This is a genomic window from Pseudonocardia pini, assembly GCF_013870575.1.
GTDB lineage: Bacteria > Actinomycetota > Actinomycetes > Mycobacteriales > Pseudonocardiaceae > Pseudonocardia > Pseudonocardia pini.
On sequence record NZ_JACBXB010000322.1, the window covers coordinates 1 to 5,975 of the forward strand.

The window sequence follows — 5,975 nt, forward strand, 5'->3', positions numbered from 1 at the left end:
GCTCCCCGCAGGTCCGCCCCGATCAGCAGGGCCCCGCGCAGGGACGCGCGCCGCAGGTCGACGCCGCGGAGGTCGGCCCCGATCAGCGCCGCGCCGCGTCGGTCCGGCCCCTCCCCGCGGACCTGCGTGCTGACCTGGTTCAGCAGGGGATTCACCGCGGCGCGGTGGGCGTCGACGTCCAGCCGGGCGAGCGCGGCGGGGTCGAGCTCCGAGAGCCGCTGGGTCTCCTCGATCGCCGCGGCCAGCTCGTCGAGCAGGCCGTCCGACGTCGTCCCGGCCACCAGGGCACGCGCCTCGACGAGGTAGCGCAGCAGCTCGTGCAGGTCGCGCAGCGGGGAGAACGCCGCGAACGCCTGCCCGCGGTCGCCGACGCGCCAGTCCACCCGCGCGGACAGGGCCTGCCCGGCGCCGAAGCAGTCGAACACCGTGCATCCCGGCATGCCGCGCTCGCGCAGGTCGGCGTGGATGCCGCAGCGGGCGTCGGCCGCAAGGTTCCGGCACGGGGTGCCCGCGGGCTTGTCGAAGGCGAAGTCCGACGAGCGCGCGAAGGCCGGGGCGACACAGCACAGCCCCGTGCAGCGGGCACAGTCCGCCCGGAGGTCCTCGAGCGCGATCATGTCCCGACGCTACCCCCGGGCCAGGAACCGCGTGGTCACGCCCGGTACGCCTCCAGCAACCGCAACCACACCTCGCTGATCGTCGGGAAGGAGGGGACGGCGTGCCAGAGCCGGGAGAGCGGGACCTCGCCCACCACCGCGACCGTGGCGGAGTGCAGCAGCTCGGCCACGTCCTGGCCCACGAACGTCGCCCCGACCAGCACCTCGCGGGCCGTGTCGACGACCAGGATCGCGCGCCCGGAGTACCCGTCCGCGTGCAGCGAGGCGCCCGACACCGCGATGTCGATCGCCACCTCGCGGACCCCGTCGCCCGCCTGGGCCGCGGTCCTCCCGACGTGCGCCACCTGCGGGTCGGTGAACACGACCTGCGGGACGGCGACGTGGTCGGCCGTGGCGCTGTGCTCGCCCCAGGCCGCAGTGTCCAGCGGGGTCCCGGCGGCCCGCGCCGCGACCGCCGCGCCCGCGATCCGGGCCTGGTACTTGCCCATGTGCGTGAGCGGGGCACGCCCGGTGACGTCCCCCGTCGCGTACAGCCAGTCGCCGAGGGCCAGGCCGCTGTCGTCGATCTCGACCGCGGAGCCCGGCTCCAGCCCGACGGTGTCCAGCCCGATGTCCGCGCTGTTCGGCCGCCGCCCCGTCGCCAGCAGGAGCTCGTCGACCTCGATCGTCTCGCCGCCGACGCTCAGCGCGATCGCGTCCCCGGCGGGCGCGACGGCGTCGAGCCCGGTCTGCAGGCGCACGTCCACGCCGTCGGCCCGGAGACCTTCGGCGACCCGCTCCCCCGCGTCCGGCTCGACCGAGGGCAGCAGGGTGCCGCGGACCAGCATCGTCACCTGCGAGCCGAGCCGCGCGTACGCCTGCGCCATCTCGCAGCCGACCACCCCGCCGCCCAGCACACCCAGCCGACGCGGCGCCGCCTCGGCCGAGGTGGCCTCGCGCGATCCCCAGGTGCGTACCTCGTCGATGCCCGGGATCGGCGGGCGGACGGGCACGCTGCCGGTCGCCAGGACGACCGCGTGCCGCGCCCGCAGCACCTCCTCGCCGACCTGCACGGCCTTCTCCCCCGCGAGCCTGCCCCACCCGCGGACCAGCGTGATCCCGGCCGACGAGACCCACTCCGCCTGCGAGGAGTCGTCCCCGCGGGAGGTGAAGTAGTCCCGCCGCGCGAACACCTCCTTGGGGTCGAAGGACGCGGTCACGCCCGGCAGCCTGCGGGCGGCCGCGACGGCGTCGGGCGTCCTGAGCAGGGCTTTCGACGGGATGCAGGCCCAGTACGAGCACTCCCCACCCACCCGCTCGGCCTCCACGAGCGCCACGGACAGCCCGCTGCGGTGGGCGTAGTCGGCCGCGTTCTCACCAACCGGGCCCGCCCCGACCACGATCACGTCGTACTCGGTCATGCCTGCACCGCCGCCACCGCGCCGACGACATCGTGGTCGCCGCCCATCAGCTCGAGCGTCAGACCGGCGGTGCCGGGTGCCTCCAGGAGCGCGGCGAGCACCGCGGCCGTGTCGTCCCGGGTGACCTCGCGCCGGTCGAGCGGACCCGTGGAGAGCGCGACCTTGCCGACGCCGGGATCGTCCGTGAGGGGCCCGGGGCGCAGGATCGTGAGATCGAGGTCGGTGCGCCCGCGCAACGCGTCCTCCGCCGCCTTCTTCGCCCGGACGTACGCCACCCAGACCTCGCCGCGGCTCGGGTCCGGCTCCTGGTCGACGCCGGTGGACGAGACCAGGACGTACCGGCGGACACCGGCCTGCGCGGCCGCGTCGGCCAGCAGCTCCGCCGCGGCCCGGTCCACCGTGTCCTTGCGCTCCGCCGTGCTCCCCGGCCCCGCCCCCGCGGCGAACACGACCGCGTCCGCCCCCTTCAGGTGCGGCGCCAGGTCTGCCGCGCTCGCCTTCTCGAGGTCCGCGACGACGACCGCGGCACCCGTCTGCTCGACGTCCGCCCGGTGGTCCGGATTGCGCACCACCCCGACCACCTCGTGACCCTGGTTCGCCACCACCGTGGCGAGCCGGAGCGCGATCTTGCCGTGTCCTCCCGCGATGACCGTTCGCATGGGCGCGACGCTAGACCCGCCCGCCGTCCTCCGCCCGTCCCCCGTTCCACGTGGAACACCCCCTCCGGAGGGACGGGTTGTCGCAGGATGAGACAGGTCGAGCCCTCGACGACGGCGGGCGCCCGGGCGGACCATCGCCGCAGGTCAGCGTCGATGCAGACGACCCATCAAGATCACTCCACCGGCGCCTGTTCGATCTTGTCGAGCCCGATTCGTCCGTTTTCTCATCGACTGGAATCCGTCACCTTGTGACGCCCCTTACGCGGATAGACGGTGATCGCGACCACATCGACTCGCGAGGAGGTACGGCGTGAAGGCCGTCAGGGTGCACGAGTACCACTCGGATCCCAAGATCGACGACATCCCCGAGCCCACGCTCCAGGGGCCGCTGGACGTGATCGTCAAGATCGGCGGGGCCGGCGTCTGCCGCACCGACCTGCACATCATCAACGGCGACTGGGCCGCGGCCCAGGACCCGACGCTGCCGTACGTGATCGGCCACGAGAACGCGGGCTGGGTGGAGGCGATCGGTGACGGGGTCACGAACGTCGCCGTCGGCGACACCGTGATCCTGCACCCGCAGCCCAGCTGCGGGCTCTGCCTCGCCTGCCGACGCGGCCGGGACATGCAGTGCGAGAACGCGTTCTTCCCCGGGCTGTCGAACAACGACGGCGGCATGGCGGAGTACCTGCGGACCACGGCGCGGGCCTGCATCAAGCTGGATCCGAGCACCGACCCCGCCGACGTCGCCGCGCTGGCCGACGCCGGCATCACGGCCTACCACGCCGTGCGCAAGGCGGTCCCGGACCTCTTCCCGGGCACCACGGCCGTCGTGCAGGGCGCGGGCGGCCTCGGCCACATCGCGATCCAGGCGCTGGCGGCCATCACCGGCACCCGGATCGTCGTCGTGGACAAGAACCCGGACGCGCTGGCGCTGGCCAAGCAGATCGGCGCCGACGAGACCGTCCTCGCCGACGGCACCCACATCGACGCGGTCAAGGACCTCACGAACGGCCTCGGCGGCGACGTGGTCTTCGACTTCGTGGCCGAACAGGGCGCCGAGCTCGACGCCTGGCAGATGACCGCCCCCGCCGGGTCCCAGTACATCCTCGGCTACGGCGGCGAGTTCAAGGCGCCCACATTGGACTTCGTCGGCGGCGAGAAGAACGTCATCGGCAACATCGTCGGCACCTACGCCGACCTCACCGAGCTGATGGTCCTGGCCCAGGCCGGGAAGGTCACGCTGCACACCAAGCAGTACCCCCTCGACGCCGCCCTCGACGCCCTCCACGACCTGGACGCGGGCCGCGTCCGCGGTCGCGCGATCTTGGTTCCCTGACCAGCACTGACGCCGGTAGGAAGGACACCACCACATGTACGAGAAAGACGGAGAGAAGTATTTCGTCGTCGACTCCCACTCCCATTTCTGGGACGCCTCCAAGGAGAACTGGGTCGAGGGCAAGGAACAGTTCGCCAAGGGCTGGATCGACTGCTTCTACGGCTACCACCAGCTCGGCCCGCCCGAGACCCACTGGGACTGGGAGCACTACCTCAAGGTCACGCCCGAGGACTTCGAGCGGGACATGTTCGTCGAGGGCCACGTCGACTACGCGATCTTCCAGTCGACGTATCTCAAGGAGTGGTACAAGAACGGCTTCAACACCGTCGACCAGAACGCGGCGCTGCTCGAGAAGTGGGGCGACCGGCTCATCGTCAACGGTCGCTTCGACCCGCGTGAGGGCGACGCCGGGCTCAAGCAGCTCGAGGCCGACGTGCAGAAGTACAAGCACAAGGGCGTGAAGCTCTACACCGCGGAGTGGAACGGCGACTCCCGCGGCTACAAGCTCACCGACCCCGCCGCCTACGACTTCCTGCAGGCCGCGCAGGAGCTCGGCATCAAGAACGTGCACGTCCACAAGGGGCCCACGATCTGGCCGTTGGACAAGGACGCGTTCGACGTCGCCGACGTCGACCACGCCGCCACGGACTTCCAGGGGCTCAACTTCATCGTCGAGCACGTGGGCCTGCCCCGCATCGAGGACTTCTGCTTCATGGCGGTGCAGGAGCCGAACGTCTACGCCGGGCTGTCCGTCGTGGTCGGTGGCCTCATGCACGCCCGCCCGAAGTTCTTCGCCAAGGTCATGGGCGAGCTGCTGTTCTGGGTCGGCGAGGACAAGATGCTCTTCGGCGGCGACTACAACATCTGGGTGCCGAAGTGGCAGGTCGAGGGCTTGGTCGACTGGCAGATGCCCGACGACGACCAGTTCTCCGACTACCCGCGCCTCACCACGGCGTCGAAGAAGAAGATCCTGGGGCTCAACGCCGCCAAGCTCTACGACATCCCGGTGCCCGCGGAGCTGCAGCTCGAGACCACGGCGGGCGACACCGAGGCCCCGGGCGAGGAGCTCGTCGAGGGCAAGGCGGGTGCCCAGGCATGACCGACCTGCCTGCTGGGCCTGTTCCTGAGCTGCGGCAGGCTGTGTGGTCCTCGTTGGGGACGGTGCTCGACCCGGAGCTGGACGAGCCCATCACGGACCTCGACTTCGTCGAGTCGTGCACCGTCTCCCCCGCGGGGGAGGTCTCCGTGACGCTGCGCCTGCCGACCTTCTTCTGCGCGCCGAACTTCTCGTTCCTGATGGTCGCAGACGCCTACGACGCGGTCTCCGCGGTCCCGGGCGTCCGGCGCGCGGCGGTCACGCTGGCCGACCACCACGCGTCGGAGGAGATCAACGGCGGGGTCGCGGCCCACTCCGGGTTCGTCGGCTCCTTCGCCGGTGAGGCCGTGGCGGAGCTCGACGAGCTGCGGCACACCTTCCTGTCGAAGGCGGCGCTCGCGGGCCAGGACCGGCTCGCCCGCCCGTTCGTCGAGGAGGGCCTGGGACCCGACGACCTGGCAGCGCTGACCCTGGCCGAGGTGCCGGACTCGATGGAGCTGCGCAGGCTCCGCGACCGGCGGATGGCGATCGGCCTGCCGTACACGGACGACGCGCCGCTGCTGATCCACGGCGACGGCAGTCGGGTCACGTCCGCCCAGGTGCCCCTGCACCTGCGTCGGGCGCGGCTGCAGCGGGTCGGGATCGAGACCAACGGGGAGTACTGCAAGAGCCTGCTCCAGACCCGCTACTCCGCCGAGGCGAAGGCGCGAGCCTGACCGCTCCCTGCACGAACGGCACCCCTGGGCACGGGGGTGCCGTTCGTGCGTTCACGGGCCGGTCGGGGCTCCCGCGACCGGAACGACCTCGACCGACCCCCGCTCGTCCACGGGCCGGGGGCGGAGGAGGAAGGCCGCGACCAGGGCG

The 5,975-nt window shown here is 72.1% G+C and carries 6 protein-coding genes; 3 read left to right on the forward strand and 3 right to left on the reverse strand.

What is annotated here, in order from left to right; all coding sequences use genetic code 11:
• The 3 genes from H5J29_RS18230 to H5J29_RS18240 form a co-directional block, all read right to left on the reverse strand.
• On the reverse strand, positions 1–617 hold a 617-nt coding region (locus tag H5J29_RS18230), incomplete at its 3' end, for a pentapeptide repeat-containing protein (protein WP_181782160.1).
• 35 nt (positions 618–652) lie between these two features.
• Entirely contained in the window at positions 653–2,017 is a 1,365-nt protein-coding gene (locus tag H5J29_RS18235) for a dihydrolipoyl dehydrogenase family protein (RefSeq protein WP_181782161.1), read from the reverse strand.
• Positions 2,014–2,676, reverse strand: coding sequence for an NAD(P)H-binding protein (locus tag H5J29_RS18240; RefSeq protein ID WP_181782162.1), 663 nt, complete (start codon positions 2,674–2,676; stop codon positions 2,014–2,016). Before H5J29_RS18240 ends, H5J29_RS18235 begins: the two co-directional genes overlap by 4 nt.
• A 310-nt stretch (positions 2,677–2,986) precedes the next feature.
• On the opposite strand from H5J29_RS18240, the gene H5J29_RS18245 reads away from it, so the two are divergent.
• The 3 genes from H5J29_RS18245 to H5J29_RS18255 are packed head-to-tail and all read left to right on the forward strand — an operon-like array spanning position 2,987 to position 5,827.
• A complete protein-coding gene (locus H5J29_RS18245; RefSeq protein WP_181782163.1) occupies positions 2,987–4,015 on the forward strand; it encodes an NAD(P)-dependent alcohol dehydrogenase in 1,029 nt (342 codons plus the stop codon).
• Between the two features lie 34 nt (positions 4,016–4,049).
• Positions 4,050–5,114 carry an amidohydrolase family protein gene (locus tag H5J29_RS18250; protein WP_181782164.1) on the forward strand — a complete coding sequence of 355 codons (1,065 nt, stop codon included), beginning with the start codon at positions 4,050–4,052 and terminating at the stop codon, positions 5,112–5,114.
• Positions 5,111–5,827, forward strand: coding sequence for an iron-sulfur cluster assembly protein (locus H5J29_RS18255; RefSeq protein ID WP_181782165.1), 717 nt, complete (start codon positions 5,111–5,113; stop codon positions 5,825–5,827). Before H5J29_RS18250 ends, H5J29_RS18255 begins: the two co-directional genes overlap by 4 nt.
• Positions 5,828–5,975 lie beyond the last annotated feature (148 nt).

Excerpts from the sequence above, each read along its gene's own strand:
- H5J29_RS18250 (WP_181782164.1), top strand. The coding sequence starts at position 4,050 with ATGTACGAGAAAGACGGAGAGAAGTATTTCGTCGTCGACTCCCACTCC.
- H5J29_RS18255 (WP_181782165.1), top strand. The coding sequence starts at position 5,111 with ATGACCGACCTGCCTGCTGGGCCTGTTCCTGAGCTGCGGCAGGCTGTG.
- H5J29_RS18235 (WP_181782161.1), bottom strand. The coding sequence starts at position 2,017 with ATGACCGAGTACGACGTGATCGTGGTCGGGGCGGGCCCGGTTGGTGAG.
- H5J29_RS18240 (WP_181782162.1), bottom strand. The coding sequence starts at position 2,676 with ATGCGAACGGTCATCGCGGGAGGACACGGCAAGATCGCGCTCCGGCTC.